At 73.4% G+C, this 25,504-nt stretch carries 18 protein-coding genes; 8 read left to right on the top strand and 10 right to left on the bottom strand.

What is annotated here, in order from left to right; genetic code table 11:
• Positions 1 to 7: 7 nt before the first annotated feature.
• The gene (locus AC3ANS_RS23980; protein WP_488294076.1) at positions 8 to 931 is read right to left on the bottom strand and encodes a diacylglycerol/lipid kinase family protein; all 924 of its coding nucleotides are present in this window, start codon (positions 929 to 931) and stop codon (positions 8 to 10) included.
• Positions 928 to 2,505, bottom strand: coding sequence for an FAD-binding oxidoreductase (locus AC3ANS_RS23975; RefSeq protein ID WP_488294075.1), 1,578 nt, complete (start codon positions 2,503 to 2,505; stop codon positions 928 to 930). Before AC3ANS_RS23975 ends, AC3ANS_RS23980 begins: the two co-directional genes overlap by 4 nt.
• A gap of 17 nt (positions 2,506 to 2,522) precedes the next feature.
• On the opposite strand from AC3ANS_RS23975, the gene AC3ANS_RS23970 reads away from it, so the two are divergent.
• The 5 genes from AC3ANS_RS23970 to AC3ANS_RS23950 all read left to right on the top strand — a co-directional run bounded on the left by AC3ANS_RS23970 (position 2,523) and on the right by AC3ANS_RS23950 (position 7,429).
• On the top strand, positions 2,523 to 3,125 hold the full coding sequence (locus AC3ANS_RS23970) for a TetR/AcrR family transcriptional regulator (RefSeq protein ID WP_488294074.1): 603 nt from the start codon (positions 2,523 to 2,525) through the stop codon (positions 3,123 to 3,125).
• A complete protein-coding gene (locus AC3ANS_RS23965) occupies positions 3,122 to 4,684 on the top strand; it encodes a glycerol-3-phosphate dehydrogenase/oxidase (RefSeq protein WP_488294073.1) in 1,563 nt (520 codons plus the stop codon). Before AC3ANS_RS23970 ends, AC3ANS_RS23965 begins: the two co-directional genes overlap by 4 nt.
• A gap of 62 nt (positions 4,685 to 4,746) precedes the next feature.
• Complete coding sequence (locus AC3ANS_RS23960; protein ID WP_488294072.1) at positions 4,747 to 5,778, top strand: sigma-70 family RNA polymerase sigma factor; 1,032 nt, start codon at positions 4,747 to 4,749, stop codon at positions 5,776 to 5,778.
• Between the two features lie 7 nt (positions 5,779 to 5,785).
• Positions 5,786 to 6,349: a maleylpyruvate isomerase family mycothiol-dependent enzyme gene (locus AC3ANS_RS23955; RefSeq protein WP_488294071.1), complete on the top strand. Its 564-nt coding sequence runs from the start codon at positions 5,786 to 5,788 to the stop codon at positions 6,347 to 6,349.
• 66 nt (positions 6,350 to 6,415) lie between these two features.
• Entirely contained in the window at positions 6,416 to 7,429 is a 1,014-nt protein-coding gene (locus AC3ANS_RS23950; RefSeq protein WP_488294070.1) for a helix-turn-helix transcriptional regulator, read from the top strand.
• Positions 7,430 to 7,438: 9 nt separating this feature from the next.
• Here the strand turns inward: AC3ANS_RS23950 and AC3ANS_RS23945 are convergent, their stop codons facing one another.
• Positions 7,439 to 8,434 (bottom strand): DUF2332 domain-containing protein, encoded by a 996-nt coding sequence (locus AC3ANS_RS23945; protein ID WP_488294069.1) that lies wholly within the window; start codon positions 8,432 to 8,434, stop codon positions 7,439 to 7,441.
• Between the two features lie 95 nt (positions 8,435 to 8,529).
• On the opposite strand from AC3ANS_RS23945, the gene AC3ANS_RS23940 reads away from it, so the two are divergent.
• Positions 8,530 to 9,492 carry a hypothetical protein gene (locus AC3ANS_RS23940; protein ID WP_488294068.1) on the top strand — a complete coding sequence of 321 codons (963 nt, stop codon included), beginning with the start codon at positions 8,530 to 8,532 and terminating at the stop codon, positions 9,490 to 9,492.
• A 32-nt stretch (positions 9,493 to 9,524) separates the two neighbouring features.
• Here the strand turns inward: AC3ANS_RS23940 and AC3ANS_RS23935 are convergent, their stop codons facing one another.
• From AC3ANS_RS23935 to AC3ANS_RS23925, 3 genes are all read right to left on the bottom strand, one after another.
• Positions 9,525 to 10,982 carry an NAD-dependent succinate-semialdehyde dehydrogenase gene (locus AC3ANS_RS23935; protein WP_488294067.1) on the bottom strand — a complete coding sequence of 486 codons (1,458 nt, stop codon included), beginning with the start codon at positions 10,980 to 10,982 and terminating at the stop codon, positions 9,525 to 9,527.
• A 270-nt stretch (positions 10,983 to 11,252) separates the two neighbouring features.
• On the bottom strand, positions 11,253 to 13,160 hold the full coding sequence (locus AC3ANS_RS23930; protein ID WP_488294066.1) for a M4 family metallopeptidase: 1,908 nt from the start codon (positions 13,158 to 13,160) through the stop codon (positions 11,253 to 11,255).
• Between the two features lie 235 nt (positions 13,161 to 13,395).
• Positions 13,396 to 16,116, bottom strand: a complete 2,721-nt coding sequence (locus tag AC3ANS_RS23925) for a helix-turn-helix transcriptional regulator (RefSeq protein WP_488294065.1) — start codon at positions 16,114 to 16,116, stop codon at positions 13,396 to 13,398.
• Between the two features lie 119 nt (positions 16,117 to 16,235).
• On the opposite strand from AC3ANS_RS23925, the gene AC3ANS_RS23920 reads away from it, so the two are divergent.
• Entirely contained in the window at positions 16,236 to 18,341 is a 2,106-nt protein-coding gene (locus tag AC3ANS_RS23920) for an elongation factor G-like protein EF-G2 (protein WP_488294064.1), read from the top strand.
• 9 nt (positions 18,342 to 18,350) lie between these two features.
• Here the strand turns inward: AC3ANS_RS23920 and AC3ANS_RS23915 are convergent, their stop codons facing one another.
• Positions 18,351 to 20,252, bottom strand: a complete 1,902-nt coding sequence (locus AC3ANS_RS23915; protein WP_488294063.1) for a penicillin-binding transpeptidase domain-containing protein — start codon at positions 20,250 to 20,252, stop codon at positions 18,351 to 18,353.
• Positions 20,253 to 20,262: 10 nt separating this feature from the next.
• Complete coding sequence (locus tag AC3ANS_RS23910; RefSeq protein WP_488294062.1) at positions 20,263 to 20,658, bottom strand: MerR family transcriptional regulator; 396 nt, start codon at positions 20,656 to 20,658, stop codon at positions 20,263 to 20,265.
• A 46-nt stretch (positions 20,659 to 20,704) separates the two neighbouring features.
• Between AC3ANS_RS23910 and AC3ANS_RS23905 the strand changes: the two genes are divergently transcribed.
• Positions 20,705 to 21,544 carry an NAD(P)/FAD-dependent oxidoreductase gene (locus tag AC3ANS_RS23905; RefSeq protein ID WP_488294061.1) on the top strand — a complete coding sequence of 280 codons (840 nt, stop codon included), beginning with the start codon at positions 20,705 to 20,707 and terminating at the stop codon, positions 21,542 to 21,544.
• 17 nt (positions 21,545 to 21,561) lie between these two features.
• Here the strand turns inward: AC3ANS_RS23905 and AC3ANS_RS23900 are convergent, their stop codons facing one another.
• Positions 21,562 to 23,301, bottom strand: a complete 1,740-nt coding sequence (locus AC3ANS_RS23900; protein WP_488294060.1) for a DEAD/DEAH box helicase — start codon at positions 23,299 to 23,301, stop codon at positions 21,562 to 21,564.
• Between the two features lie 82 nt (positions 23,302 to 23,383).
• On the bottom strand, positions 23,384 to 25,489 hold the full coding sequence (locus tag AC3ANS_RS23895; protein ID WP_488294059.1) for a phosphocholine-specific phospholipase C: 2,106 nt from the start codon (positions 25,487 to 25,489) through the stop codon (positions 23,384 to 23,386).
• Positions 25,490 to 25,504 lie beyond the last annotated feature (15 nt).

The following is a 25,504-nucleotide window of genomic DNA, read 5'->3' as shown; positions in this document are numbered from 1 at the left end:
GATTGGCTCAGGCGAGGACGGCCAGGGCCCCCGGGAGGACCTCGAGGACGGCGGGGGCGGAGTCGAGGGCGGGCAGCGGGCCGAGCGGCTCGCCGTCGCCGCCGGCGGGGATCGCGTGGCGGGCGGTGCCGCGCAGCTCGACGCGGGTGCCGGTGAGCACGGTGACCTCCGGCAGGTCGACGTGGCCGCCGTCGTAGACCTTCGGCAGCGAGCGCATCAGCTCGATCCGCGAGGCGGCCTCGATCACCACGACGTCGAGCACCCCGTCCTCGAGGGAGGCCGCGGGAGCGATCTTCATGCCGCTCCCGTAGTACGCCGAGTTGGCGACCACGACCGTCGCGGCGTTGAACGTGTGCTCGACGCCGTCGACCGTGACGAGGTAGCGGCCGGGTTGGTACGTGGCCAGCGAGCGCAGCGCGGCGTAGGGGTACTGCAGCCGGCGCGGCAGCCAGGTCGCCCGGTCGACGATCTCGGCCGCGCGCGCATCGACGCCGGCGTAGACCGAGCCGACGACGACGCGCCGCACGGGACCCAGGCCGGTGGCGGCGAGCAGGTCGATGCGTCGTACGTCGGCCTCGAGCAGCACGCGCGCCTGGCCCGCGGCATCCTCGGGCAGGCCGAGCATCCGGGCGAAGTCGTTGCCCCGGCCGGCCCGCACCAGCCCGAGGGTGCCGCCCCGCTCGGAGACCAGTCCGGCCAGCGAGGAGACCATCCCGTCGCCGCCGACGGACACGACCACGTCGCCGCGGTCGACCGCGGCACCGACCAGCTCGACCATCGCATGCGGCCCGGGCGAGTACGTCACGTCGACGACGGCGCCGGCCTCGCGCAGGAGCCGGGCGACCGGGACCACCGCCTCGGGCGCGGCACCTCCGCCCGACGACGGGTTGACGAGGAACGTGTAGGCCCTGTCGTTTCCTGGGGTGCTCACGGGATCAGCACCCCCGGGTTGAGGATGCCGGTGGGGTCCAGGTCGGCCTTGACCGCGCGCAGGATCGAGACACCGACCGGTCCGATCTCGCGCTCGAACCAGGGCAGGTGGTCGGTGCCGACCGCGTGGTGGTGGGTGATCGTCGCGCCGGCCGCGAGCATCGCGTCGCTGGCGGCGGCCTTCGCGACCCGCCACTGCGCCAGCGGGTCGTCGGACTCCTTCGCGGCGATCGTGAAGTAGAGCGAGGCGCCGGTCTCGTAGACGTGTGAGATGTGGCAGAGCACCAGCGAGGGCTGGCCGAGGGCGGTCTCCAGCGCGGTCTTCACCCCGGTGTAGACGCGCTCGAGGTTGGACCAGAACGTCGCGGTCTCCAGCGTCTCGGCGAGCACGCCGGCGTCGAGCAGCGAGTCGCGCAGGTACGGCGCGTCGTAACGTCCGTGCGCCCACTTCTCCCCCGGCGCGGTGCCGACGTTGGTGCCGCCGAGGCCCTCGAAGACGGCCCTGACCGCGGCCCGCTTGGCCTCGACCGCGGCCCCCTCCCCCTCGAAGCCGGTGACCATCAGGCAGCCGCCGGTCGACTGGCCGCCGATCGCGGCGGGGTCGGCGAGGTTGATCGCGGACTCGGACTCGTCGGAGAGCCGCAGCACCGTCGGCAGGAGACCGGCCTGGGCGAGCGTCCTCATCGCGGTCGCGCCGTCGGCGAACGAGGGCCAGCGCCACGCCTCGTAGACCTTGACCGCCGGCGCCGGACGCACCCGGACGGTCACCGCGGTGATCACTCCCAGCGTGCCCTCCGAGCCGAGGAACAGCTGGCGCAGGTCGGGACCGGCGGCGTTCGCCGGAGCGGTGCCCAGATCGATCCGGCCGCGCGGGGTGGCGACCGTGAGACCGACGACGACGGAGTCGAAGCGGCCGTAGCCGGCGCTGGACTGGCCGCTGGACCGGGTCGCGGCGAAGCCGCCGATGCTGGCGTACTCGAACGACTGCGGGAAGTGGCCCAGGGTCATCCCCTCGGCGGCGAGCAGCGCCTCGGCCTCGGGACCACGCAGCCCCGGCTCGAGCGTCGCGGTCATCGACACGTGGTCGGCGGCGAGCAGCCGCTTCATGCGCACCAGGTCGAGGCTCAGCACGGCGTCGAATCCCTCGCGCCGGGCGACCAGCCCGCCGGTGACCGACGTACCGCCGCCGAAGGGCACCACCGCCAGGTGGTGCTCGACCGCGAACGCCAGCACCGCCGCCACCTCGTCGTGGCTGCCGGGCCGGACGACGGCGTCGGGGGCGTCGGTGAGGTCACCGGCGCGGGCGCGCAGCAGGTCGGGGGTGGACTTGCCCCGGGTGCGGAGCCGGCGGGTCTCGTCGTCGGTCAGCACGTGCTCGGCGCCGACGAGGTCGCCGAGCGCCTCGACGAGCGCGGACGACAACGTGGAGGGCGCCGGGGTCGGGTGCTCGACCGCAGGGCGGTCGTCCACGCCGAACACCATCTCGACCAGGCCCCGCGCCTCGTCGGGAAGCGGCCGGGCGCGCTCGGGGTCGCCCCAGCGGGACGGGTGCATCTCGGACTGGTTCACGGTCACGTGTTACAGTGTGACATATGACGTCACTTCGTCACAACGATGCGGACCGGACCGAGCCCCGGGACGGCTACCTCGACGCGGCTCGTGACTGCATCCTCGACGTCGGCTGGCGGCGTACGACGCTCACCGAGGTGGCCCGTCGGGCCGGGGTCTCGCGGATGACGATCTACCGCACCTGGGCCGACATGCCCCAGCTGCTCGCCGACCTGATGACCCGCGAGTGGGGCGAGGTCGTCGCCGACTCGCTCGCGGAGGAGGACCCCGACGCCCCCACCGTGGAGCGCCTGGTCCGCGACATCGTCGGGACCGTCCAGCGGCTGCGCGAGAACGAGCTGTTCGTGCGGATCGTCGACCTCGACCCCGAGCTGATCCTCCCCTACCTGTTCTCCCGCCGGGGCCGCTCCCAGGACGGCATCCTCGAGCTGACCGTCGCCGCCCTCCGCGAGGCCCAGTCCGAGGGCGCGGCCCGCGCCGGAAACCCGGTGGCGATGGCGCGGTCGATGCTGCTCGCCGCCCACGGGTTCGTGCTCTCCGCGCACACGATGGTCGACGACGACGTCACGCTCGCGGACCTCGACGCCGAGTTCTCGCTCGCCGTGACGCGGAGCCTGCAGCCATGACCGGCACCCGGATCACCCCCGGTCTCGCCGGCGTCCCCACCGAGGTCGACCTGATCGTGATCGGCCTCGGCGTCACCGGCGCCGGCGTCGCGCTGGACGCCGTCACCCGCGGCCTGTCGGTGCTCGCCGTCGACGCCCACGACCTCGCGTTCGGCACCTCCCGCTGGTCCTCCAAGATGGTCCACGGCGGCCTGCGCTACCTGGCGAAGGGCCAGGTCGGCGTCGCGCACGAGAGCGCGGTCGAGCGCGGCATCCTGATGGAGGTCACGGCCCCGCACCTCACGCACCCGATGGCGATGCTGATCCCGCTGAGCTCGAGCGTCACCCGACTCCAGAGCTACGTCACCCGAGGCGGGCTGTGGGCCGGCGACCTGCTGCGCCGCGGCGCTCGCACGGACGTCGAGACGCTCCCCAAGCCCCGTCACCTCTCCGCGACCGAGACCCTCAGCCTGGTGCCGGCGCTGCGGCCGGCGGGCCTGCGCGGTGCGGTGCTCGGCTGGGACGGCCAGCTCGAGGACGACGCGCGGCTGGTGACGACGATCGCCCGCACGGCTGCGTCGTACGGCGCCCACGTGCGCACCCACGCCCGGGTGCTCGAGGCGACCGGCACCTCGGTCGTGCTCCGCGACGAGACCGCACCCTCGGGAGACGGCGCGTGCGCGACGGTGACGGCGCGCAGTGTCGTCAACGCCACCGGTGTCTGGGCCGGCGGGCTCGTCGACGGCATCACCCTGCGCCCGAGCCGCGGCACCCACCTGGTGCTGCGCGAGGAGACCCTGCCCGGGCTCACGGTCTCCGTGTTCTGCCCGGTGCCCGGCGAGACCAACCGCTTCGTGATGGTGCTCCCGCAGCCCGACGGCACGGTGTACGTCGGCCTCACCGACGAACCGGTCGACGGGGAGATCCCCGACGTGCCGGAGGCCTCCGAGACCGAGGTCGGCTTCCTGCTCGACGTGGTCTCGGCCGCGTTCTCCCACCAGCTGCACCGCAGCGACGTCGTCGGCACGTTCGCGGGGCTCCGGCCGCTGCTCGACCTGGGTGACGACGGCGGCGACGGCGAACGCACCGCCGACCTCTCGCGGCGGCACGCCGTGGTGACCAGCTCCAGCGGCGTCATCACGGTGGTCGGCGGCAAGCTCACGACGTACCGGCGGATGGCCGAGGACGCCGTGGACGCCGCCGTCGCCGGCGCGGGCCTCGAGGCAGGGGCCTGCCGCACGCGCGAGCTCCCGTTGCTGGGTGCGGCGCCGCGGCACGAGCTGGCCGCCCTCGAGCTGCCCACGCGCCTGGTGCGCCGCTACGGCACCGACGCCGCGCTCGTGCTCTCCGCGGCCCGCGAGGTCAGCGGGCTGAGCGAGGAGGAGCTGATCGCGCCGGTGCACGACCGGGTGCCCGTCACGCTCGCCGAGCTGATCTTCGGCGTCACCCACGAGGGCGCGGCCGACGTCGACGACCTCCTCGACCGGCGCACGCGGGTCGGGCTGGTGCCGGCCGATCGCGAGCTCGCCGTACCCGCCGCGCACCGGGCCCTGGAGATCGTCGCCGCCGCACACCGATGAATCTGCGCATCGACGCCGGTCGGTAGGTCAGGCAGACTCACACCTGGCGAGGAGCAGCACCCATGACGGCGACCGAGGCGGCACCCGTGACGACCAAGACCGACTCCCAGGGGGACGCCGACGGCGCGGGGCTGGGTGAGCTCGGTGACTTCCCGACGCTGACCCAGCGCTACCAGCGCGAGCTGCTCGCGCACTGCTACCGGATGTCGGGCTCGGTGCACGAGGCCGAGGACCTCGTGCAGGAGACGTTCCTGCGCGCGTGGAAGGCCTCCGCGGACTTCGAGGGCCGCTCGTCGGTGCGCACCTGGCTCTACCGCATCGCCACCAACGTGTGCCTGACCAACCTCGAGGGCCGACCGCGGCGCCCGCTGCCCGCGGGCCTCGGGACACCCGACGCCCTGGCCGGCGATGCGCTGGAGGAGAACCACGAGATCGCCTGGCTCGAGCCGGTGCCCGACGCCGCCGTGGTGGTCGCCGAGCGCGACTCGATCCGGTTGGCGTTCGTTGCTGCTCTCCAGCACCTGCCGGCCCGCCAGCGTGCGGTGCTGATCCTGCGCGACGTGCTGCGCTGGTCGGCGGCGGAGGTCGCGGCCGCGCTCGACACCACCTCGGCGGCCGTCAACTCCGCGCTCCAGCGGGCCCACGCGCAGCTCGCCGAGCGGGGGCTCACCGAGGAGACGGTCGAGCCCGACCTCACGCCCGCGCAGCAGCAGCTGCTGGAGCGCTACGTCGAGGCGTTCTGGCGCAAGGACGTCGACTCGATCGTCGGGATGCTCACCGCCGAGGCCACCTGGGACATGCCGCCGTTCACCAGCTGGTACCGCGGCCGGAAGAACATCGGCTGGCTGATCGGCAACGAGTGCCCCGGCGGCGTCAACGACATGCCGATGCTGCCCACCCGGGCCAACGGCCAGCCGGCGTACGGCCTCTACATGCGGACCCCGCAGGGCGACTTCGTGCCGTTCCAGCTGCAGGTGCTCGAGCTGGACGGCGACCAGGTCCGGCACGTGACCGCGTTCTTCGACCACCGGTTGTTCGAGACCTTCGGCCTGCCCGCTCGGTTGCCCGCCGACCACCGGCCCCCCACCACCTGAGCCCGAGGTGACCCAGACCCTCCCCGGGTCCGTCGAGCTGCTCGACCGGGCCCTGGGCTACACCCGCGCCCGCCTGGCGGCGGTCGAGGCGCCCCTGCTGGCGCGGCCCACGCCCTGCGAGGCGTGGACGCTCGCCGACCTCCTCGCCCACATGGAGGACGGGCTGGACGCGTTCGCCGAAGCCGCCGGCGGGATCGTCGCGGTGCGCGGCGGCAGCCGAGCCGCCGGCCGGGTCGACGCCATCAAGGACAAGGCCTGCGCACTGCTCACGGCGTGGAGCCGCCCGGCGCCCGGCGACGTGGTGATCGAGGGCGCCGCCTCGCGTCTCGACCTGGAGATGCCGCTGCTGGTCGCCACGGCCGCGATCGAGGTCACGGTCCACGGGTGGGACGTCGGGCAGAGCACGGGCGAGGGCACCCCGATCCCCGCCGCGCTCGCGGCACAGCTGCTCCCCCTGGCACACCGCCTGGTCCGGCCCGGCGACCGCGGGGTCCGGTTCGCCGCGGTCCGGCCAGGTCGCGCGATGGCGCCGTACGACGTGCGCCTGCTGGGATTCCTCGGCCGCACCTGACTGGTCCACCGTGGTGATCCACTGGATTCGCCCACCCGCCGGTCGATGCCTTCCTAGGGTGGGTGCATGACCCGAGCCGACCTCGCCGAGGCCTCGGCACGGGACCACCTGCGTGCCGCCCAGAGCCTGGCCGCGCTCGCCTTCCAGCGTGCTCGGGCCGGCCGGATCGGCGAGGCCCTCCGTGACCTCGAGGTCGCGCGCGCCGAGGGTGGTCTCAGCGACCTCGACCGTGCGATGGCGCTCACCACGGCACTGGACTGTCGCCTCGCCCGGGGTGAGCTGTCGCTGGCGATGACGCTCGGGGAGTCCCTCGGGGCCTACCTGGACCGGCCGGGGGTGACGGGCGCCGTCGCGCACTACGGTCGCGGCGAGCTGTCCGCGGCCTCGGGCGACCTCGACCTCGCGGCCGGCCACTTCGGGCGGACGGGGCGGCTGCTCGCCGACGGCCTCGACGACCCCGAGGTCATCCCCTGGCGGATCGGCGGCGCCCTCGCGGCGGTGCGACTCGGCCACCGGCCCGAAGGGGCCGCCCTGGCGCGCGAGCACCTCGCGGTCGCGCGGGCCGCGGACGCGCCGTACGCCGTCGCGATGGGGATGCGCACGCTGGCCACGGTCGACGCACGCAGCGACCGGGTCGCGATGCTGCGCGAGGCGCGCGCGGTGATCGCGGGCGAGCCGGCCGCCCGGCTGGCGGCACAGATCGACACCGACCTCGCCGGACTCCTGATGCTCACCGGCGGACCGCTGGCCGGCGAGGCGCTGGCGCTGCTGCGCTCGGCCGAGGCGTACGCCGGCCGCGAGGAGCTCTGGCCGCTGCAGAGCCGCATCCGCAGGCTGCTCGACCGGCTCGGCGAGCCGGCTCGTCCGGTGCACGGCGAGGCGTTGGCCGCCCTCACCGGTGCGGAGCGCCGGGTAGCCCGGCTGGCCGCCGTCGGGCTGACCAACCGACAGATCGCCGACGACCTGGTCGTCACCGTCAAGGCGGTGGAGTGGCATCTCTCGCACGTCTACCGCAAGCTCGGCATCCGGTCCCGCGCCGCCCTCGCCGGCACCCTCGGCCTGGAGGCCGCCCCGCTCTGACCTCTCCCGTCAACGGGGCGCGAGCCAGCGGAGGCTGCGGCCGTGGCCGTGGGTGCGGGCGACCGCGTGGCCGTCGACGCCGAGCACGAAGCCGTGCTCGTCCTCCGGTGGCTGGGCGGCGGTCGCGGTGACCCGGGGCAGCACCCGCGCTCCCTCGTTGCTGACCCAGTGGCACCGGCCGGCCGCGACCAAGCCGGTCATCAGCTCGTGGAAGGCGGCGCGGCCCTCGTCGGGCAGGTAGGCGATCACCGCGCTGTGGAACACCAGCACCGGCCCGTGCTCCGCGGCCCGGTCGACCATCGCGGGCAGTGCCTCGAGCAGGTCGCCGCGCACCAGGTGGGGCGGGTCGAGCCGGGCGACCTCCACCGCTCGCGCCAGTCGGGCGCGACGGTCGTCGTGCTCGGGCCACACCAGCATGCTCAGCCAGCCCATCTGGTCGGGGTCGGTGACGTCGAGCGGGTTGAGGTCGATGCCGGCCCGCCAGGCGACGCGCGGCACCTCGTCGGGGAGCGGGCCGTCGCCGAGCACCGCGCAGGCCAGCTCGGGATCGCCCGGGTTGCCGGCACGGCGTACGCCGTCGGGCGTGTGCCACGCGTAGCGGTAGCGATCCGGGTAGAGGCACAGTCCCGCGCTGGCCCCCACCTCGAGCAGCGCAACCGGGCGCGACCCGGCCACCGACGCGAACGCCGGGAGCAGCGTGGCCAGCCGCCCGACCTCGTTGGTCTGCGTCGCCCGCCCGAGGATGGTGCGCCGGATCGTGCCGTCGTCGCCGAGCAGGGCGTCGCGCAGCCCGGCGTACGGCCCCGGGGCGGGCACCCCGTGCCACCGGGCCGCCGCGAGGACGAGGTTGGGCTGGCGCTTGGGGACGGGGAGGGTCTCCAGCCACGTCAGCACGTCGACGTCCTGGGCCACCTCGCGCGACCACTCCGCGAAGCACGGCGAGGTCGGATCCGCTGAGGCGGCGAACTCGACGTACTGCGTGACGGTGTCCCCGAAGACGTCCATGACCTCATCATCGCGGGTGACCCGGAGCACGTCCGCAACCCTCGTCCTGGGCAGTTCCGGCCCGGAGCGCGGCGCGATCAGTCACCATGCTGGGCATGGGTACCTTCGGGGGGCGAAGGGCGGTGGTGCGCGCCTGCGTCCTCGCCGCGCTCTCCGGCTCGCTCCTCACGGGGTGCTCGCGAGCGCTCGACCAGGCCCACAGCGTGCAGACCCGGCTCGGCCGCATCGAGCAGGTCGCCCAGGCGAAGGTCACCACCCCGAGCGACGACCGAGCGCCCGCGATCGCGGTCGACTACACCGGCGTCGCCACGGTGCGCGAGCTCACCGGGCTCCTCACCGAGATCGACCGCGTCGCCGACGACGTCGGCTATCCGTCGTACCGCCTCGACCTCAGCCCGGCCGACGCACCGGACGACACCTTGGTCGTCGACGACTCGTTCATCGGCAGCGACGTCGAGCCTCCGGTGCTGCAGAGCTGGCTCACCGTGACCTCCGCGCTGCTCGGTGACGTCACCTACTCCTACCAGCCCGGCAACGAGACGATCACCGTCGACTCCGGCGCCGGCGTGGCCCACGACGTCGGCGAGGCGAGCCGGCTGCGCTACGGGTTCCGGGACACCACGTGGACCTTCGCGAACGGCGACACCGGGTTCGTGGTCGCCGGGCGCGTCTCGCCGACCGACGTCGTGCTGTTCCAGGCCGTGCAGCGGACGGTGTCCTCGCAGGCGCTGCCCGCGCCCGCACCGACCTGGCACCTCGAACGACGCACCGACCACGTCGTCCTCGACCTCGACGTCGAGCTCCCCTCCGGCCCGGTCGAGCCCGAACGGCTCACGATCGGGCGGTACGGCGGGGACGTCGCGCGGCTGGTGGACGCGGCGCTGCGCGCGGTCCGGATCGAGAGCCTGCCGGTGTGGCTGCGGCTGCACCAGCGCACCGAGACCAGCGACGACCTCTTCGCCTACTGGGTCTCCGACCAGCAGCCGGTCCGCGGGCGCGACCGGCTGCAGCGCGGCTGGGACGCCTGGCTCGCGAAGATCGCCCGTTCGACCCGCTGACCCCCGGCCCGGCCCGGCGAGCACCGGTCCGATCAGCCGGCGGGCAGCGCGACGTACGTCGTCTCGAGGTACTCCTCGATGCCCTCGAAGCCGCCTTCGCGCCCGAACCCGCTCGACTTCACGCCCCCGAACGGCGCCGCGGGGTTGGAGATCAGGCCGGTGTTGACGCCGACCATCCCGAACTCCAGGGCCTCGGCCAGCCGGATCGTCCGGGCGAGGTCGCGGGTGTAGACGTAGGACGCCAGGCCGTACTCGGTGTCGTTGGCCATCCGGACGGCGTCGGCCTCGTCGTCGAAGGTGCTGATCGGCGCGACCGGCCCGAAGATCTCCTGCACGTTGATCTCGGACTCGACCGGCACGTCGAGCAGCACGGTCGGCGGGTAGAAGTAGCCCGGACCGTCGGGTGCCTTGCCACCGCACACGACCGTCGCGCCGTCGTGGACGGCGTCGGTGACGAGCTGGCTGACGGTCTCGACGGCCCGCTCGTCGATCAGCGGGCCGACGTCGACGCCGGAGTCCTGGCCGCGCCCGAGCGTGAGCCCGCCCATCCGCTTGCCGAGCTTGTCGGCGAACTCCTGGGCCACCGAGGAGTGCACGAGGAACCGGTTGGCGGCGGTGCACGCCTCGCCCATGTTGCGCATCTTCGCCACCATCGCGCCCTCGACGGCGGCGTCGACGTCAGCGTCCTCGAACACCAGGAACGGCGCGTTGCCGCCCAGCTCCATGCTGAGCCGCTGGAGGCGGTCGGCCGACTGGCGGACCAGGACCTTGCCGACGCCGGTGGACCCGGTGAAGCTCACCTTGCGCAGCCGGTCATCGGCCTGGAGGGTCTCGCTGAACTCCCCGGTGTGGCTGGTGGTGACGACGTTGAGCACCCCCGCCGGCAGGCCGGCCTCCTCGAGCACCGCCGCCAGCGCGAGCATCGTCAGGGGGGTCTGGCTCGCCGGCTTGACCACCATCGTGCAACCCGCGGCGACCGCGGGGCCGATCTTGCGGGTGCCCATCGCGAGCGGGAAGTTCCAGGGTGTGATGAACAGGCAGGGCCCGACCGGCTTCTTGATCGTCAGCAGCCGGCTGCCCCCGCCCGGGGCCTGCATCCAGCGGCCGTGGATGCGCACGGCCTCCTCGGCGTACCACCGGAAGAACTCCGCGCCGTAGGACACCTCGCCCTTCGCCTCCGCGACGGTCTTGCCCATCTCGAGGCTCATCAGGTGCGCGAACGCCTCGGCGCGCTCGGTGACGAGACCGAAGGCGGTGCGCAGGATCTCGCCCCGCTCGCGGGGCGGCGTCGCTGCCCACGAGGCCTGGGCATCGACCGCGGCGTCCAGCGCGTCCACCGCGTCGGCGATCGAGCCGTCCGCGACGTCGGTGAGGACCGAGCCGTCCGCGGGGTCGATCACGTCGAGGCGCTTGCCGCCCTCGGCGTCGCGCCAGCTGCCGCCGATGAAGAGGCCCCGCTGCCCGGGGCCGAGGAGGTCGAGTCCGTTCATGACCCCAGCCTTCCACCCCGACCCCAGCGTCCGCGACCTTGGCGCAATCCGCTGACAGGCCGACGGGCTCATGTCACCCTGGGGACGTCGACTTCGGAGGGAGCACTCAAGATGTCGGCAAGAACCCCTTGCTGACCCCATGCAGCGAGGGGTTCACCCTTTGTCCGCCGGCCCGGAGCACCCCCTCGCCCCGTGACCTGCAGACACAGGGGCGGGGGCCCCGGCGTCGCCGGGGCCCCCGCGCTTGTCCTGCGCCGTACGGCGCGCCTGTCAGGGCGTGTCGTACTTCAAGGTGAACGAGCCGGAGCCGGAGTAGGCGTACACGTCCCAGCGGTAGCTGCCCGCGGTGGCCGCGTAGGTGATCGACTCGGTCGCGGTGGATCCCTCGCTGGAGGCGACGTCGACCCAGCTGCCGCTGCTGTTCTTCTTCTGCAGGTACAGGTCGAAGTCAGCGCCGCTCGGGCCGGTGAGGCAGCCGTTGATCGTGCCCGCCGTGGTGACCGAGAAGCCCGTGGACGACGGCGCGTACGTCGAGTAGCCCGACGTCGCCGTGCCGGTCGCCGTCACCTTGGTGCACGTGCCGCCACCGCCACCACCGGTCGACCCGCAGGTCGGCTCGCCGGACTGGGCCGGGACCGAGATGGCGTCCCAGGCCGACTTGACCCGGTTGAAGGTGGTGCAGTCCGTGGTGCCGTAGAGGTTCTTCGCTGCGGTCAGCGAGGCGATCCGCGCCTTGGCGTGGGTCCAGTACGTCGTCTTCAGCAGCAGCGCGTTGTAGAAGATCTTGCCGGCGGTCTGGATGCCGACGCCGGTGACCGTCGACCCGTTGCAGGTCGGCGAGGCCGGTGAGGCGTTGGAGCCCTGCGAGAGCAGGTAGAACCAGTGGTTGAGCGGCCCGGCGGCCGAGTGGACCTCGGCGTTCTTGATGCTCGAGGACCAGCAGTTGGGGTCACCGGCCAGGCTGGGGTTGTACATGTAGCGGATCGGTCCGCTGCCGGTGAGGTCGGCCTCCTCACCGACGGTGAAGTCGGCGGGGTCGTTGGGGTTCGCGGCGTACGCCTCGGTGAGTGCACCGAAGATGTCGCCGGTCGCCTCGTTCATGCCGCCGGTCTCGTTGTCGCCGGTCGAGGCGCCGGGGGTGGTCTCGAAGACGCCGTGGCCGTTCTCGTGGGCGACGATGTCGATGGCCGTGAGCTGCCGGGCGTTGTCCTGGCTGTGGCCGAAGTTGGTCATCGTGCCGTCGAAGTAGGCGTTGACGTCGGCGAGGCCCACGCGGGAGGGGTAGTTGGTGCCGTTGCCCTTGACGCCGCTGCGGCCCAGCCACGACGAGAGCATGTCGACCTCCTTGTCGACGCTGTAGAGCACGTCGACGCAGGCGGTCTCCAGGCTGGTGCCCGAGCCGTTGCCCCAGACGTCGTCGGAGCCGCTGAAGATCGTCCCGGACTGGTTGGCGCACGAGACCCCGGACCGGCTCGAGTCGGACATGCGGTACGTCGACCCGCTCGCCGAGGTGCCGATCGTGACGCCGGGGTAGTAGTACCCCGTGCCGCTGCCGTCGACCACGCGGTCCCAGCTGCCCAGGACCTTGCCGGTGCGGGCGTCGGTGTAGACGGTGAGCTTGCTCGGCTGACCGTGCGAGGTGCCGGTGACGAGCGTCGACCACGCGAGCCGCGGGGTGTGCTGGGCGAGGACGACCAGCTCGGGCCGGGTGGTGCCGCTGACCTGCTCGACCAGGGTCCGCGCCCGGCGCTGGGCCGCAGCGGCGCTCACCCGGGGCGTGACCGAGCGCAGCCCGATCACCTGCTGCTGGGTCGCGCTGCGGCCGGTGACCTTGCCGGTGCGGTCGACGGCGAGCACGAAGTCCCCGCCGATCACGCGCAGGCCGCGGTAGGTGCGGTCGTAGGCGACGTACTGCGCCCCGTTGGTGGCCGCGGTGGTGCTGACCCGCTGGAAGGAGTCGTGGGGACTGGCCTTGAAGGCGCCGCGGTGGTCGGCGAGGTAGTCGGCCGCGACGCGGTTGGCCTCGCGCTTGCCGGCCTGCGAGCCCTGGTGGGCGGCGGTGGGTGCGACGGTGTGGGCGGACGGGGCCTGGGCTGACGACGACACCTGCGGTCCGAGGGCGACGACGCCCGAGACCGAGGCCGCCAGAGCCGCTCCGAGCAGCGTTCTGGTTCTCATGGAGATGGTGCTCCCTTGTGGATGAGGGGGATGGGAGCTCGCCGCCCCGGAGGTTGCCGGCGTGACGAGTGAGAGAAACGTAGGAAGACCCCGGAGACGGGGGTAGCGGGGAAACCCTTGTCGGCCCTCCGGAGCCCGCAGCCCGCGCACCTACCGCAACCACACCGTCGGACGACCCACGCAAGTCGCACCCGCGGCCGGCGTGGCGGGGCGGAGCCCCGATACGCCAGACCGGCTACTCGGCGGGCCCGGGGACCAGCAGCGTGGCGAGCTGGGTGCGCGAGCGGACGTCGAGCTTGCGGTAGATCCGGGTCAGTGTCGCCTCGACGGTCTTCACGCTCAGGTAGAGGCGCTCGGCGATCTGCCGGTTGCTCGCGCCCTGGCACACCAGGCGGGCGATCCGTGCCTCGGTGTCGGTGAGCCGCCCGATGAGCGGGTCGTCGGTGGCCGTGACCGGCCCGGGCGCCAGCTCGGTGCGGACCTGGTCGAGCCAGGATCGAGCGTGCAGCTCGGCGAAGCACGTCTCGGCCGCGGCGAGCGCGGCCCGGGAGGCGGCGGCCCGGCGGCTGCGGCGCTCGACGTGCGCGCGGGTGAGCAGCGCCCGGCCCAGGTCGAGCCGCATGCCGACGTCGGCGCAGACCTTCGCCGACCGGTCCAGCAGCACCAGGGCCCCGTCGACGTCGCCGCGCGCGGCGAGCACCTCCGCCTCGGCCCGGTCGAGCTGGGCGCCGGCTCCGTCGGTGCCGGACCGCCCGTCGAGCGCGTGCCGCGCCTCGGCGACGAGCCGCTCGGCCTCCGCGACCGAGCCCAGCGCGACGAGCGTGGACACCAGCTCGGGCTGCCACCGGTTCACGGTGGGGTCGCTGATCGCGTGGCTGGCCTCGATCTCCCTGATCCGGGTCAGTGCGCTGCGGGCGGCCAGGGCGTCGCCGCTGCGCAGGTGGGCCTGCCCGAGCAGCAGCAGGTGACGCTGCAGGTAGCGGGTGTCGCCCTGCTCCTCGGCGGCGAGCGCCCCCCGCTCGGCCAGCCGGCGCGCGGTCGCGAGGTCGCCCCCGGCGAGCTCGGCCAGCGCGGTGATGAACCATCCCGTGTGCGGGTCGAGGCCGAACTCCTCACCCACGACGGCCGCCCGTGCGGCGTACCCGAGCGCCTCCCGGCAGCGGCCCAGCCGGACTCCCACCTCGACCAGGCAGCGCAGCACGTGCACCTGGTCCATCCCGGCGCCGCGCTCGACCCGGGCGAGCATCGAGAGGAACGCCGACCAGGCGTCGTCCAGCCGGTCGTCGTAGAACGCGAAGCGGGCGGCGAGGTACGCCGCCGACACGTGGGTCATGCCCGGCGGGGCGGGCTCGGACGCGGGGGTCAGCGCGAGCGCCGCCGCGAGGTGCTCGTCGTGGCGGCCCTCCCCCGTCCAGCGGGTCGCCACGGCCAGTGTGGTCAGCGCCGCGGCCTCGCCGGGGCGGTCGCCGGCGCGGCGCAGCAGGTCGGCCGCATGCTCGGCGCGGTGCGCCGCCTCGGCCGGGCGCGACTCCATCAGGGCCACCCGGGCGCGCTGCAGCAGGACCATCGCCACCAGGCGGTCGTCGTCGCCGGCATCGGCCAGCGCGGCGGTGAGCACCTCGTCCATGGCGGCGACCCCCGAGCCGGCCAGCTCCGGCAGGGCCAGGCGCACCCGCACCATCTGCCCGGGCGTCGCCGACAGCTGCAGGAAGTCGCCCAGCGCCCGCCGCACCAGCTCGACGTGGTTGCCCGGCGCGCCGGTCTCGATCGCGGTCGCGAGCCACTCGACCCGTTCGCCGGCGAGCTCGGCCGGGGAGCGGTCGGCGGCGAGGAGGTAGAGCTCGGTGGCGAGCTCGCGTCCGCCCGCGGTCGCCGCCTCCCGGGCCGCGAGCCCGAGCTCCCGGGCCAGCTCGGCGTGCGGTCGTGGGTCGGCCAGCGCGCGGTGCCGCACCTGCTCCCCGGCGCCCGGCGCCACGCCGGCGAGCTCGCGGTGCAGCTCGGCACGGCGTACGGCGGGGATCGCCTCGGTGATCACCCGGCGCAGCACCGGCGGGGTGAACCGGACCGCCTCCTCGGCGCGGGCGACCAGCCCCGCCGCGGCGGCCGCGCGCAGGTCGTCGTCGGCGCCGATCCGCCCCGCCCGCTCCAGCTGACGAACGGTGGGCCGGTGCAGGAGCGCGGCGCGGGCCAGGGTCTCGCGCACCTGCTCGTCCTGGGCGAGGAAGCGGGACCGGAGCAGCCGCTCGATCGTCTCGGGCAGAGGCCTGGGGCGTCCCAGCAGCGTGGGGTGCGGGCCGATCGCCCCGCACAGCGCCAGCGCGACCGACGGCAGTCCCCCGGACTCGGCGTACACACGCTGCGCCAGGTGGGCGGGCAACCCGTGCCGGCCGAGCAGGTCGATGGTGTCGCCCAGGTCGAGCGGGGGGACCTCCAGGCGGTGCAGATCGGGGAGGGCGGGGGTGCCGCCGTCGGGCCCGACGGTGACGACCAGCCCGACCCTGCCGGGCAGCCGGCGACGGGCGTAGGCGATCACGCAGACGGAGTCGTCGTCGAGCCACTGGGCATCGTCGAGCAGGATCAGCAGGGGCCGGCCCCTCGACAGCTCCTCCAGCAGGGCCCGGAACTCCTCGCAGAGCACCGACCGCAGCGCCTCGGTCGACAGGCCTGCCGCCAGCCGCTCGGCGGGCCGGCGCGGCGGCGTGGCGGGACCCAGCAGCGCCGGTGTCAGCTGGTCGATGAGGTCCTGGACGGCGGTGAACGGCAGCGAACGCTCCGCGGGCGTCCCGGCGGCCCGCAGGACCAGCGCCCCGTGGCCCGAACGGGCGCCGTCGTCGAGGGCGTCGAGGAGGGCGCTCTTGCCGATGCCGGTCGGCCCGTGGAGGGCAACCGGTTGGCCCCGCTCGAGGAGGATCCGGACCGCCGAGAGCAGGGTGAGCCGACCCACCACCCGAGACATGGAACCCCCAGCGTAGGCGACGCAAACCATGACCAACAGCCCTTGTGGTCGGGACCGATGAGGGGTTTGGTCGGAGGACGGAGGTCCCATCAGCGAGACCCGTGGCAGCAGGAGTGGTCATGGCAGACAAGGGCGGCGCAAACCGGAGAGCATCGGGACAGGATCTGGCGGCGAGCAGCCCGGACCGGATCCGCAACGTGGTGCTGGTGGGGCCCGCGGGCTCCGGCAAGACCACCCTCGCAGAGACGCTGCTCGCCGCCGCAGGCGCGATACCGCGCGCCGGCTCCGTCCGCGACGGGACGACCGTCTGTGACCACGAGGACTCCGAGCACGCCCACGGCCGCACGAACTCCCTCAGCGTCGCCCCCCTCGTCCACGAGGGCGTGAAGGTCAACCTCGTCGACACCCCCGGATACGCCGACTTCGTCGGCGAGCTGCGCGCTGGGCTGCGGGCGGCGGACTGCGCGCTGTTCGTCATCGCCGCGAACGACGGCATCGACGAGTCCACCCGTACCCTGTGGCGCGAGTGCGCAGCCGTCGGCATGCCGCGCGCGGTCGTGGTCACCAAGCTCGACCAGGCCCGTGCCGACTACGAGGGACTGCTGCGCCAGGCGCAGGATTCCTTCGGCGAGCGGGTCATGCCGCTGTACGTGCCGGTCCGCGACGGTGCGGAGGTCACCGGGGTCACGGGTCTGCTCTCGCCGAGCGCCGAGGCCGAGGCCACCGGGCTGCGCGGCGACCTGATCGAGGCCGTGATCGAGGAGTCCGAGGACGAGAGCCTCATGGACCGCTACGTCGGCGGTGAGGAGATCGACGAGAAGGTCCTCGTCGAGGACCTGGAGCGGGCGGTCGCGCGGGCGACGTTCTTCCCCGTCGTACCCGTCTGCTCGGTGACCGGGGTGGGCTGCGCCGAGCTGCTCGACCTCGCCGTCCGGGCGTTCCCCTCACCGGCCGAGCACCCCTCCCCCGACGTGTTCCTGCCGTCGGGCGCGGCGGCCGACCCGATCAGCTGCGACCCCGACGGGCCACTGGTCGCCGAGGTCGTGAAGACGACCAGTGACCCGTACGTCGGCCGGCTGAGCCTCGTCCGGGTGTTCTCCGGGACGCTGGTCCCCGACCAGACCGTGCACGTCTCGGGTCACTTCACCTCGTTCTTCGGTGACGGCGCCGGGCACGCCGACCACGACGAGGACGAGCGGGTCGGCAACCTCGGGCACGCCTTCGGCAAGCTGCAGGTCCCCACCGAGCGGGTCGTCGCGGGCGACCTGTGCGCCGTCGGCCGGCTCTCGCGGGCCGAGACCGGCGACACCCTGTCGGCGTCGGACCAGCCGCGGGTGCTCCGGCCCTGGTCGATGCCCGAGCCGCTGCTGCCGACCGCGATCGTCGCGCGCAGCAAGGCCGATGAGGACAAGCTCTCGCAGGCACTGTCGCGGCTGGCGGCGGAGGACCCGTCGTTGCTCATCGAGAACAACCCCGAGACCCACCAGCTCGTGCTCTGGTGCATGGGCGAGTCCCACGCCGAGGTCACGCTGGAGCGGCTCACCGAGCGCTACGCGGTGCACGTCGACCAGGTCCCGTTCGTGGTGTCGCTGCGCGAGACGTTCGGCGGCAAGGGCGCCGGGCTCGGCCGGCACGTGAAGCAGTCCGGCGGGCACGGGCAGTACGCCGTGTGCCAGATCGAGGTCGAGCCACTGCCGGAAGGCGGGGGCTTCGAGTTCGTCGACAAGGTGGTCGGCGGCGCCGTACCCCGTCAGTTCATCCTCAGCGTCGAGAAGGGCGTGCGGGCCCAGATGAAGCGCGGGGTGCGCCACGGCTACCCGGTGGTGGATCTGCGGGTGACGCTGCTGGACGGCAAGGCCCACGCGGTCGACTCCTCGGACATGGCCTTCCAGATGGCCGGCGCACTCGCGCTCCGCGAGGCCGCGGCGGCCACGACGGTGACGATGCTCGAGCCGTACGACACCGTGACGGTGGTCGTGCCCGACGACATGGTCGGTCCCGTGATGAGCGATCTGTCCTCACGCCGCGCCCGGGTGCTCGGCACCGACAAAGCCGGCGACGACCACACGCGAGTGCTGGCGGAGGTCCCGCAGACCGAACTGGTCCGCTACTCCGTCGACCTGCGCTCGGCCACCCACGGCGCCGGCGTCTTCACCCGGACGTTCGCCCACTACGAGCCGATGCCCGAGGAGGTCGCCCGCAACGTGACGACCCGGGAGGCCTGAAACCACGGCTCAGCGAGCGCCGCGAAGGAACGCCTCGATGATCGGGCCGGCGGTGCCGGAGCCCGACGAGCCGACGTCGACGAAGACCGCCACCGCGAGGTCGCCCTGGGCGGCGATCATCCAGGCGTGGGTCAGCACCTTGCCGCCACGCTCGAACTCGGCGGTCCCGGTCTTCGCGATCACCGGAGGACCGGGAACGTCGAGCAGGCCGATGCCGCTGCCCGAGGTGACCACCCCGCGCAGCATCGAGCGGAGCGCGTCCGCCTCGCCCTTGGTCAGCGGTGTGGCCTCGTCGGGCACCGACACGTCCACCGACCTCACGAGCCGGGGCACCACGGTGTGACCGGCCTGCACCGACGCGATCACGGTGGCCATCGCCATCGGTGAGGCCAGCACGGTGCCCTGGCCGATCAGGTCGGCCGCCGCCTCGGTCTCCGACGCCGGCGGCTCGACGCTGCCGAAGTACGCCGGGAACCCGAGGTCGTGGTCGATCCCGAGACCCAGCGAGGCCGCGGCGGCCGCGAGGTCGCCGTCGTGGAGCTTGCCGCGCTGGGAGATCACCGCGGTGTTGCAGGAGTTGGCGATCGCGGTGCGCAGGGGGATGTCGCCCAACGCTCCGCTGGGGTAGTCGTCGTAGTTCTCGAAGCGCTTGCCGTCGACGACGATCGAGGACGTGCAGGGCACCACCGACTCGGGGGTGAGGCCCGCGCGCAGCAGCGCCAGGCTGCTCACGCTCTTGAACGTCGAGCCCGGCGCGAGCTGACCGAACGTCGCCATGTTGTAGCCGTCGTTGCCGGGGCCGTTGGCCGCGGCCACGATCGCTCCGGTGGATGGCCGGATCGCGACCAGCGCGCTGGCCGGGCCGACGGAGGAGAGCGCGTCCTCCGCGACCAGCTGCAACCGCTCGTCGAGCGTGAGCCGCAGCGGCTCGCCCTGCTTGGCGTCGACCCGGAAGAGCTCGCGCTCGCGACCGTCGGAGGCGACCGCGTCGATCTCCACGCCGTCGGTGCCCTGCAGCTGCGCGTCGTACCTCGCCTGGAGCCCGGACAGCCCGGCCTGGTCACCGACCTGGTAGGCGTCGGGGTCCTTCTTGATCATCTCGGCGGTCACGGCGCCGACGCTGCCGAGGATCGGGGCCGCGAAGTCGTGCGTGGGCGCCAGGGGGATGTCATCGGCGAGCGCCCGCGCTCCCGGGATCGCCTGGTAGCCCTGGCCCACGGCGACCGGGACGTCGTCCTTGCGGAACACGATCGCCTCGACGTACGCCTTGTCGCCGGCGGCCTCGACCTGCTTGACGTACGGCGCCGCGTCGACGTCCACCAGCTGCGCCAGCCGGCGGGCGGACTCGCCGGCCCGTGCGGCCGGCACCAGCGAGCGGTCGATGCCGAAGCGCACCACCGGGCGTTCGGTCACGAGCGCGACGTCGCCGGCGCCGAGCACCGGCCCGCGCCCGCCACCGATCGGCGTCGCGTCGAGGACCGTGCCGGCCCCCAGGCTCGGCTCGACCAGGTCGCGCGACCAGGCGACCTGCCACTCGTCGTCGGTCTTCGTCAGCGACGCCTCGGTGGTGTAGCTCCACTCCTCGCCCGCGACCGGCCAGGTCCAGGACAGGGTCGCGGTCGCGGCGTCCTCCTTCTCCTTGGCGACGGTGGCGTCGCCCGCCGTCACCGCGGGAGTCAGGTCGCCCAGACGGTCGACGACCTCGGCGTAGTCCTTGGCCACGTCGTCGGGGGTCTCGTCGGTGAAGGCGACCGCCCCGAAGTCGCCCGAGACCAGCGCGGCCGCCAACGCGTCCGCGGCGTCGTCCGGATCGGGCCCGGACACCTTGTCGGTCGCGTCGCAGGCGGTCATGGCCGCGCTCGCGATGACGAGAGCGGTGGTGGCGAGAGAGAGTCGGCGGCCCGGACGCATGGTGTCGGTTCTACCAGCCCGCGCCGACCGCGGCGCCGACCATGTCGTCGACCGCGGCCTTGAACCGGGGGCAGGTGGCGATGTCGTGGGCGCGGCACCGCAGGGCGTGCTCGGTCATCGCCCGGGATCGGCGCATCTCCTCCATCCGACGGTCCAGGTCGGCGATGTGGGCCTCGAGCACCCGGTGCCGATCGACCGCCTCGGCGTCGAGCAGCACCTGCACCTGGTCGAGCGACATCCCGGCGGCCTTGCTGCGCATGATCACCGCGACCCGCACCAGGTCGTCGCGGCGGTACCGGCGCCTGCCGGCTCCGTCGCGCTCGGGGCGCAGCAAGCCGACGTCCTCCCAGTGCCGGAGCACGTGGGTCTCGAGGCCGACCCGTGCGGCAAGCTCACCGATTGCCACCGTCCCACTTGACTTCATGTTGACATGAAGTCACATCCTCGTGTGCATGACAATCTCAGACACCTTCCAGTACGACGCCGTCGTGATCGGCGGCGGCTCCGCAGGCCTTCAGGCGGCTCTCACGCTCGGCCGCGTGCACCGCCGCACGCTGCTCCTCGACGCCGGTCGCTACCGCAACGACCCGGCCCGCCACATGCACAACTTCCTGGGCCATGACGCCACCCCACCGGCCGAGCTGCGGGCCGCGGCCCGCCGCGACCTCGCCGGCTACGACACCGTGACGCTGCGCGACGCGGTGGTCGCCTCGGTCGGCCGCGACGGTGCGGGCTTCCGCGTGGTCGTCGGCGACGAGGAGATCACCACCCGCGGCCTGGTACTCGCGACCGGCGTCCGCGACGGTCTGCCCGCGGTGCCGGGCCTCGCCGAGCTGTGGGGCGACGTGGTCGCGCACTGCCCGTTCTGCCACGGCCACGAGCTCGCCGGTCGGCGGGTCGCGGTGCTCGGCGACCCCGGCCACCTCGTCGGACTGATGGGACCGGTCGCGTCCTCGGTCGAGGGGGTGGACCCCGAGCGCGTGGCCCGCGTCGAACGCAGCGACGGCGGCCTCCGGATGGTCCTCGACGACGGGTCCAGCGAGGAGTACGGCGGCCTGTTCGTCGCGACCGCCCTCAGCCAGGCGGCGCCGTTCGCCGAGCAGCTCGGACTCACCATGCTGCCGTCGGGCTGTGTCGAGGTCGACGTCATGGGACGGACGAGCGTCCCCGGGGTGCACGCAGCCGGCGACCTGGCCCATCACCCCGACCTGCCGATGCCGATGGCGTCCGTTCTCACCGCCGCCGCGTCCGGGCTGGTGGCCGGCGCCGCGATGGCGGCGTACCTGCTCTGACGTGGAGTCGTCCCGACTCAGCTGCTCTTGTGGCGCGGCTTCCTCTGGGCGGACTCGGCACGGGGCCCGCCGCTGTCGCGGGTGAGCTCGATCAGCTTGCCCGAGATGCGGGTCGACTGGAGCTTGTCCCAGGCGCCACCGGGGAGGTCGGCGGGCAGCTCGACGAGCGAGTGATCGGCACGGATGTCGATGTGCCCGAAGTCCTGCCGGGACAGGCCACCCTCGTTGGCGATCGCGCCGACGATCTGACGGGGCTCGACCTTGTGCCGCTTGCCCACCGAGATGCGGTATGTCGCCATCGGGACGTCGGTGCGACCGCGCGGCCGGCGCTCCCCGCGCTCGGGGCGGGCGCCCCGGTCGGGACGGTCGGTGCGCGCCGGACGATCGTCGCGGGGAGCCCGGACCTCGTCCCTCGGGTCGAGCAGCAGCGGGGTGTCGCCCTGGGCGACCACGGCCAGCGCCGCGGCGACGTCGGCCTCGGGCACGTCGTGCTCGCGCACGTAGTGCTGGACGATGTCGCGGAACCGCTCGATCCGCTCGGTGTTGGCGAGCGCTGCGGTGATCGCGTCGTCGAAGCGGGACAGCCGGGTGACGTTGACGTCCTCGACGGTGGGCAGCTGCATCAGCGTGAGCGGCTGCCGGGTCGCCTTCTCGATGTGCTTGAGCAGGTAGCGCTCACGCGGGGTCACGAACGAGATCGCGTCGCCCTTGCGGCCGGCGCGGCCGGTGCGCCCGATGCGGTGCACGTAGGACTCGGTGTCGGTGGGGATGTCGTAGTTGACGACGTGGCTGATGCGCTCGACGTCGAGGCCACGGGCAGCGACGTCGGTGGCGACCAGGATGTCGAGCTTGCCGGACTTGAGCTGGTTGACCGTGCGCTCGCGCTGCGTCTGCTGCACGTCACCGTTGATCGCCATCGCGGAGAACCCGCGGGCGCGGAGCTTCTCCGCGAGGGTCTCGGTCTCGTTCTTGGTGCGGACGAACACGATCATGCCCTCGAAGTTCTCGACCTCGAGGATGCGGGTGAGGGCGTCGACCTTCTGCGGGTAGGAAACCATCAGGTAGCGCTGGGTGGTGTTCGCCGACGTCGTCGTCTTGTTCTTGACCGTGATCTCGGCCGGGTCGTTGAGGTACTTCTTGGAGATCCGGCGGATCTGCGCGGGCATCGTCGCCGAGAACAGCGCGACGTTCTTGTCCTCGGGGGTGTCGGCGAGGATCGTCTCGACGTCCTCGGCGAAGCCCATGTTGAGCATCTCGTCGGCCTCGTCGAGCACCAGGAAGCGCAGCTCGGAGAGGTCGAGGGTGCCCTTCTCGAGGTGGTCCATGATGCGGCCGGGGGTGCCCACGACGATGTGCACGCCGCGACGCAGCGCGCTCAGCTGGACCCCGTAGCCCTGGCCGCCGTAGACGGGCAGGACGTGCACGCCCTTGATCCGCCCGGCGTAGCGCTCGAACGCCTCGCAGACCTGGAGCGCGAGCTCACGGGTCGGGGCCAGCACCAGCGCCTGGGGCGACTTCTGGGAGAGGTCGAGGCGGGAGAGGATCGGCAGCGCGAACGCCGCGGTCTTGCCCGTCCCGGTCTGGGCGAGGCCGACGACATCGCGCCCCGCCAGCAGCGGGGGGATGGTCGCGGCCTGGATCGCCGAAGGCGTCTCGTAGCCGACGTCGGCCAGTGCCTTGAGCACGGGCTCGCTCAGCCCGAGGTCGGCGAACGTCACCTCGGGGGTGGTCGTCTCGTCGTTCTCGTCACTGCTCACCCGTCAACGGTAGTGGGTGCGGGCGCCGGTGGCGGATTCGTCGTCGCGGTGGGCTGGGTCACCCTCCGATGACGATCCGGCCTCAGGCCGTCAGCGTGGGTCGCCCGGTCTCGACCCGTCCGGTCAGCCGGCGACGGAACGTGTCGTCCTCGACGGCGGTGACCTCGACGTCGTACCACCCGTGGTCGGTGGGCCAGGTGATCGTGCGGTGCGCGCCCGCCGGCACCCGCACGCTGCGTCGGCCGGCCGCGTAGCGCGAGGCCTTCAGGACGAGGGTGACGTCCGCCTTGCCGTCGTTGACGAGGTCCAGGCCGAGCGTGGCTCGCCGACGCACGATCGAGGGGCGTACGTCGACCTTGGCCGCTCGGCCGGTCGCGGTGCCGCGCAGCTCGCACCAGAACCGGTTGGGCCCCTGCACCACGACGTCCCAGTCGGTGATGGCCGGGACCGCCACGAGCTCCTGGCCCGCGGCGCCGACCTGGTGGAACGTGGGTCGGGCGCCGAGGTCGCCGTACCGGTAGACGGTGAACGCCGCGGCCTGGTCGCCACCGTTGGCGAGCACCAGGTTCAGCGCGCCGCCGGTGGGCCTGCCGGACACGGTCGGCTGGTAGCGCAGTGCCCGTGCTGGCCGGCGACCGGCCTCCTGGGTCGGCATCGCCTGGTCTGCGGGCGGGTCGGGGTGCCACCGGGTGATCGGGGCTGGGACGGGGTCGGGCTGCTGGGTGCTCGGCGGCCGACCGGCCCGGTCCCAGTCGAAGGCGTTCGTGAGGTCCGAGAGGGTCTGGCGACGCCAGTCGGAGATGTTCGGCTCCCGCACGCCGGTGACCTTCTCGAGGAACCGGATCGTCGAGGTGTGGTCGGCGAGCGAGGAGTCCACCACCCCGCCGACGGTCCACGGCGACACGATCGTCATCGACACCCGCGGACCGGGCCCGACCGGGTGCCCGAGGTACCAGTCGTCGTCGTTGCCCGAGGACGGCCGCGGCGCGACGGGCGGCGGGACGTGGTCGAAGAACCCGTCGTTCTCGTCGAAGTTCAGGAGCAGTGCCAGGCGCGACCAGGTGTCGACGTCGGCGGCGATGACGTCGAGCAGGTCGTGCACGAGGTTGGCGCTGCCGACGGGCGTGGAGGCTCCGGGGTGCTCGGACTCCGACGCGGGCGGCACCACCCACACCACCGTCGGGAGTGTGCCGGAGCGGATGTCGGCGCGGATCCGGTCGAGCAGCGTGCCCGGCTTGCTGCGGTACATCGCGCGGTCGAACAGCGACCGCTCGGCGGGGGTCAACGACTCCCGGCCCTTCGCCAGCTGGGCGAGCCGGGCGTCCTGCTCGGCCGCCGGCAAGTCACGCAGGGAGTCGTAGAACTCCTCGGTGGTGCGGTAGGTGCCGTCGACGTGCTGCAGCATCTTGGTGCCGATCGCCTTGAACGGCTTGAAGTACTCCACCGCGTTGTCGGTGAAGTTGTCCCACTCCTGATAGATCTGCCAGGAGACGCCCGCCGCCTCGAGCCGTTCGGGGTACGTCGTCCAGTCATACCCGGCGTGCGCGTAGTCGTAGGCGTCGTTGCCGACCGCGCGACGGACGCCGTCCGGCTCGAAGCCGGTCGTTCCGGTCCACCAGTAGTTGCGGTTCGGGTTGGTCGACCCGAACACCGAGCAGTGGTAGGCGTCGAGCGTCGTGAACGTGTCGGCCAGCTCGTACTGCAGCGGGATGTCGCGACGGTCGTAGTAGGTCATCGTCGAGACGGTCTTGGCGGGGATCCACTGGTCGTACCAGCCGTCCGCCCAGGCCTGGGTCGCGTCGGAGAACCCGTGCGGGAGGCCGCCGAGGTACTGGATGTCGGTCGCCGGGCGGCCGGCGACGCTCGCGGCGTCGCGCACCGAGAACGGCAGGACGTCGCGCGAGCCGTCGGCCTGGGCGAACACCGACCCGCCGGCGCGGCGCCGCAGCGGGTCGTGGTCGCCGTACCCCCGAACGCCGCGCAGGCGCCCCAGGTAGTGGTCGAAGGACCGGTTCTCCTGCATGAGCAGGACGACGTGCTCGACGGCCCGGAGCCCGCCGGGGCGGACCGGGGCCGCCATCGCACGGTGCAGGGAGGCGGGCAGGAGCGTGGAGGCGGCGACGGCGCCCGCGGCGGCGGCGCCCGCCCCGAGGACCTGGCGGCGAGAAGGACCCGAGATCTGGTTCACGCCTCCATCCGAGCA

The organism is Nocardia sp. 149-1B (assembly GCF_057747975.1).
This window is presented reverse-complemented; position numbering and strand designations above follow the sequence as displayed.

Coding starts and splice junctions, on each gene's coding strand:
- AC3ANS_RS23950 (WP_488294070.1), top strand. CDS start 6,416: ATGACCCGAGCCGACCTCGCCGAGGCCTCGGCACGGGACCACCTGCGT.
- AC3ANS_RS23930 (WP_488294066.1), bottom strand. CDS start 13,160: ATGAGAACCAGAACGCTGCTCGGAGCGGCTCTGGCGGCCTCGGTCTCG.
- AC3ANS_RS23905 (WP_488294061.1), top strand. CDS start 20,705: ATGACAATCTCAGACACCTTCCAGTACGACGCCGTCGTGATCGGCGGC.
- AC3ANS_RS23960 (WP_488294072.1), top strand. CDS start 4,747: ATGACGGCGACCGAGGCGGCACCCGTGACGACCAAGACCGACTCCCAG.
- AC3ANS_RS23945 (WP_488294069.1), bottom strand. CDS start 8,434: ATGGACGTCTTCGGGGACACCGTCACGCAGTACGTCGAGTTCGCCGCC.
- AC3ANS_RS23915 (WP_488294063.1), bottom strand. CDS start 20,252: ATGCGTCCGGGCCGCCGACTCTCTCTCGCCACCACCGCTCTCGTCATC.
- AC3ANS_RS23970 (WP_488294074.1), top strand. CDS start 2,523: ATGACGTCACTTCGTCACAACGATGCGGACCGGACCGAGCCCCGGGAC.
- AC3ANS_RS23935 (WP_488294067.1), bottom strand. CDS start 10,982: ATGAACGGACTCGACCTCCTCGGCCCCGGGCAGCGGGGCCTCTTCATC.
- AC3ANS_RS23925 (WP_488294065.1), bottom strand. CDS start 16,116: ATGTCTCGGGTGGTGGGTCGGCTCACCCTGCTCTCGGCGGTCCGGATC.
- AC3ANS_RS23965 (WP_488294073.1), top strand. CDS start 3,122: ATGACCGGCACCCGGATCACCCCCGGTCTCGCCGGCGTCCCCACCGAG.
- AC3ANS_RS23920 (WP_488294064.1), top strand. CDS start 16,236: ATGGCAGACAAGGGCGGCGCAAACCGGAGAGCATCGGGACAGGATCTG.
- AC3ANS_RS23940 (WP_488294068.1), top strand. CDS start 8,530: ATGGGTACCTTCGGGGGGCGAAGGGCGGTGGTGCGCGCCTGCGTCCTC.